Origin of the sequence: Streptomyces sp. NPDC019531 (assembly GCF_044903305.1) — a bacterium.
Classification (GTDB): Bacteria; Actinomycetota; Actinomycetes; order Streptomycetales; family Streptomycetaceae; genus Streptomyces.
Map to the genome: position 1 here is coordinate 1 of NZ_JBJDQL010000115.1, position 4,123 is coordinate 4,123.

The window sequence follows — 4,123 nt, forward strand, 5'->3', positions numbered from 1 at the left end:
GTCCGCACCCAGCCACGCCAGCAACTGCGTCGCCGACGGCCCCGACTGCACATGCGTCATATCCAGAACCCGCACACCCTCAAGCGCCAACGTCATGCTCGTCACCCCATCTCTGCTTCGTCGTGTGTTCGCCGGTGTCCGGGCGGCCGCCCCTTCGCGGACGCCGCCCGGACGCGCCTACGGCATCAGCTGGTACTCGGGGAAGTTCCCGGGCAGTCGCTCGCCGGCCGGGCCCTGGGTGACCGCGCGCACCAGCAGCTCGCCGCCGACGAAGGCGCCGTGCCAGGAGGCCCCTAACCCGCCGAACAGCTCGTCGCGGTCGCCGCGGGAACGTGGCTTGCCGTGACCGACCTTGAAGGCGCGGATCTGCGGGGCGAGTCGGTCGAAGGTGGCCCGGTCGTCGGTGGACAGGGTGGCGACCAGCGCGCCGTTGGAGGCGTTCATCGCGGCCAGCAGTTCCGCCTCGGTGTCGACCAGGACGATGGTGTCGACCGGGCCGAAGGGTTCCGCGTGGTGCAGCGGTGAGGACGGGGGCGGGCCCAGAAGGGTGACGGGCTGGACGTACGCCGAGGTGTCCTGGCCGGGCAGGAAGCGGGCGTCGGCCTCGTTGCCGCGGTGTACGGGGACGGCTCCGCGGTCGATGGCCTCGGCGACCTGGTCACGCAGTTCCTTCGCCTTGGCCGCGTTGATCACCGGCCCGAAGTCCAGTGCCGGGTAGGGGTCGTCGGGGTGCGCGACGGCGAGCGGGTGTCCGAGGCGCAGGGTGCGCACCGCCGGGAGGTAGGCCGCCAGGAACTCGTCGAAGAGTTCGCGCTGGACGACGAAGCGCGGGTAGGCGGTGCAGCGCTGCTTGCCGTAGTCGAAGAGCTTGGGGATGACGGCGGTCAGGGCGTCCCAGTCGGAGTGGTTCCAGATGCCCCAGGTGTTGAGTCCCTCCTGTTCGAGTACATGGCGCTTGCCGAGGTCGGCGACGGCCGTGGCGACGGCGGCGCCGGTGTCGCGGCCACCGACGAAGGAGACACAGCCGATCTCGGGCGCCCGCACCAGCGCCTCGGACAGCTCTCCCCCGCTGCCGCTGACGAGGGTGACGGGAATTCCCTCGCGGGCGGCGAGCGCGCAGGCCAGGGTGAGACAGGCGACGCCGCCGTCGGTCGGGGTCTTGGCGATGACCGCGTTGCCCGCCAGGGCCTGTACCAGCATTGCGTGAACGAGCACGCTCATCGGGTAGTTCCAGCTCGCGATGTTGGACACCGGGCCGTCCAGCGGGGCCCGGCCCTCGATCATCGGCTCGATGCCGTCGACGTACCAGCGCACCCCGTCAATGGCGCGGTCGACATCCGCCTGCGCGAGCCGCCACGGTTTGCCGATCTCCCAGACCAGCAGGAGCGCGAGGAGTTCGCGGTGCTGGGTGAGGGCGTCGAGGGTGGCGGCGACACGGGCCCGGCGCTCTTCGAGCCGGATGTGCCGCCAGGCGCGGTGCTGGTCGAGGGAGGCGCGGACGGCCTGGTGGGCGGCGTCCCGGTCCAGGCGCGGCGGGCCGGCGATCGGGCTGCCGTCGACGGGGCTGGTGGCGGGCAGGGCACGGCCGTCGGCCCGCCAGGCGGAGTTCCATAGGTTGAGGACGCGGTCGTCCCGGAAGGCCTCGGGGGCGACGGCGAGGCAGCGTTGCCAGGCGTCGTCCCAGGACGTACCGGACTTCAGCACGAGTTGGGTGGAGTCGAGGGTGGTTGTCATGTGGTGTCTCCGCTCTCGGTGCACAGTCGGGGGCGGGGTACTTCTTTTTTTGGGGTGGGGACGCAGCGGCGCCGGAGGGGTCTCCGTCCGCCGCTGTGTGGTTCCGGGTCAGGCCTGAGAGGGCTCGCGGACCGTGTCCAGCAGGGAGAGCACGAGGCGGGCCGTCTCGGTCGGGGTGTCGCCGACCTTGACGCCGACCGCCTCCAGCGCCTCCTTCTTCGCCTGGGCCGTGCCCGCCGAACCGGACACGATGGCGCCGGCGTGGCCCATGGTCCGGCCCTCGGGCGCGGTGAAGCCGGCGATGTAGCCGACGACCGGCTTGGTGACGTGCTCGCGGATGTACGCGGCCGCCCGTTCCTCGGCGTCGCCGCCGATCTCCCCGATGAGGACGATCAGTTCGGTGTCGGGGTCGTCCTGGAAGGCGGCCAGGCAGTCGATGTGGGAGGTGCCGACGACGGGGTCTCCACCGATGCCGACACAGGTGGAGAAGCCGATGTCGCGCAGCTCGTACATGAGTTGGTAGGTGAGTGTGCCCGACTTGGACACCAGTCCGATACGTCCGGCCCTGCTGATGTCCGCCGGGATGATGCCGGCGTTGGACTGGCCGGGGGTGATCAGGCCGGGGCAGTTGGGGCCGATGACCCGGGTGCCCTTCTCGTTGGCATACGCGGTGAAGGCGACGGAGTCGTGCACCGGGATGCCCTCGGTGATGACGACGGCGAGGCCGATCCCGGCATCGGCGGCCTCGACAACTGCCGTCTTGGCGAAGGCGGGTGGTACGAAGACGACGCTGACGTCGGCTCCGGTGGCGCGGATTGCCTCGGCCACCGAGCCGTGGACCGGTACTCGGCGGTCGTCGAAGTCGACGGTGTGGCCTGCCTTGCGCGGGTTGACCCCGCCGACCACGTTGGTGCCGGCCGCGAGCATGCGCCGGGTGTGTTTCATGCCCTCGCCGCCGGTCATGCCCTGGACGAGGACCCTGGACTCCTTGGTCAGGAAGATGGCCATGTCCCGCTCCTTCAATCGGCGTTGGCGAGTTCGGCGGCGCGGCGGGCGGCGCCGTCCATGGTGGTGGCCTGCTGGACGAGCGGATGGGCGTGCTCGTCGAGGACGGCCCGGCCGCGGGCGGCGTTGTTGCCGTCGAGGCGCACGACGAGCGGCTTGGTCAACCGGACTGAGTCCAGGGCCTGCACGATGCCGTCGGCGACCGCGTCGCAGGCGGTGATCCCACCGAAGACATTGACGAACACGGACTTCACGGCCGGGTCGGAGAGGATGACCGCCAGTCCGTCGGCCATGACCCGGGCCGAGGCACCGCCGCCGATGTCGAGGAAGTTGGCGGGTCGGGCTCCGCAACCGGCGACCACGTCAAGGGTCGACATGACCAGTCCGGCGCCGTTGCCGATGATGCCGACCTCGCCGTCGAGCTTGACGTAGTTGAGGCCCTTGGCGGCGGCAGCGGCCTCCAGCGGATCGTCGTACGCGATGGTCTCGGCACCCCAACGGGCCTGTCGGAAGCGGGCGTTGTCGTCGAGGGTGACCTTGCCGTCGAGGGCGAGGAGCCGGCCCTGCCGGGTGCGGACGAGCGGGTTGACCTCGACGAGGACGGCGTCATGGCGGACCAGCACCTCCCACAGTCGTACGAGAACGTCGACGGACTGCGGTGGCAGTCCGGCGGCGTCGGCGATCTCGGCCGCCTTCGCCGAGGTGACGCCTTCGGCGGGGTCGACGGGGATACGGGCGACGACCTCCGGGCGGACGGCGGCGACCTCCTCTATCTCCGTGCCGCCCTCCGCCGAGGCGATGGCGAGGAAGCGGCCCGCGGCGCGGTCGAGGACGTAGGCGACGTAGAACTCGGTGTCGATGTCGGCGGGTTGGGCCAGCATGACGGTGCCGACCGTGTGCCCCTTGATGTCCATGCCGAGGATCCGGCGGGCCGTCCGTTCGGCCTCGGCCGGGTCGGCTGCGAGCCGCACGCCGCCCGCCTTTCCCCGGCCTCCGGTCTTGACCTGCGCCTTGACGACGACGCTGCCGCCGAGCCTGCGGGCGATCGCACGGGCCTCCTGGGGCGAGTCGGTGACCTCGGCCCGCGGCACCGGGATTCCGTGTTCTTCGAAGACTCCCCGGGCTTCGTGCTCGTACAGGTCCATGCTTGGGCTCCCGTCTCACAGTGCACGACTCAAAAGTGCTGCACGCCCCCTGGACATCACCCATCGGATGCGGGATAACAATCTTCATACAGTATTCGTCGACTGTATGCAATGTGCCAAACATGGCCGTGAGGTGATCCATGACGACGTTGGCGCTTGAGGGTGTGCGGGTTCTGGATATGACGCATGTGCAGTCGGGGCCGTCGGCGACGCAGTTGCTGGGATGGCTGGGTGCGGAT

General features: G+C 70.4%; 5 protein-coding genes. 1 reads left to right on the forward strand and 4 read right to left on the reverse strand.

From position 1 onward, the window contains the following. The 4 genes from ACI2L1_RS44940 to sucC all read right to left on the reverse strand — a co-directional run. A partial coding sequence (locus ACI2L1_RS44940; RefSeq protein ID WP_404745269.1) for a CoA transferase occupies positions 1 to 96 on the reverse strand: 96 nt, incomplete at its 3' end. Positions 97 to 177: 81 nt separating this feature from the next. After that, the gene (locus ACI2L1_RS44945) at positions 178 to 1,734 is read right to left on the reverse strand and encodes an aldehyde dehydrogenase family protein (protein WP_404745266.1); all 1,557 of its coding nucleotides are present in this window, start codon (positions 1,732 to 1,734) and stop codon (positions 178 to 180) included. A gap of 108 nt (positions 1,735 to 1,842) precedes the next feature. Further along, positions 1,843 to 2,742 carry a succinate--CoA ligase subunit alpha gene (gene sucD, locus ACI2L1_RS44950; protein WP_404745267.1) on the reverse strand — a complete coding sequence of 300 codons (900 nt, stop codon included), beginning with the start codon at positions 2,740 to 2,742 and terminating at the stop codon, positions 1,843 to 1,845. 11 nt (positions 2,743 to 2,753) lie between these two features. After that, positions 2,754 to 3,884 (reverse strand): ADP-forming succinate--CoA ligase subunit beta, encoded by a 1,131-nt coding sequence (gene sucC / locus ACI2L1_RS44955; RefSeq protein ID WP_404745268.1) that lies wholly within the window; start codon positions 3,882 to 3,884, stop codon positions 2,754 to 2,756. Between the two features lie 140 nt (positions 3,885 to 4,024). Here sucC and ACI2L1_RS44960 point away from each other — a divergent pair. Then, positions 4,025 to 4,123: CoA transferase (locus ACI2L1_RS44960; protein ID WP_404745270.1), on the forward strand; the 99-nt coding region annotated here is incomplete at its 3' end.

What these genes read in the sequence shown, in the direction of transcription:
- ACI2L1_RS44945 (WP_404745266.1), bottom strand. Translation starts at nt 1,734, where the DNA reads ATGACAACCACCCTCGACTCCACCCAACTCGTGCTGAAGTCCGGTACG.
- sucC (WP_404745268.1), bottom strand. Translation starts at nt 3,884, where the DNA reads ATGGACCTGTACGAGCACGAAGCCCGGGGAGTCTTCGAAGAACACGGA.
- sucD (WP_404745267.1), bottom strand. Translation starts at nt 2,742, where the DNA reads ATGGCCATCTTCCTGACCAAGGAGTCCAGGGTCCTCGTCCAGGGCATG.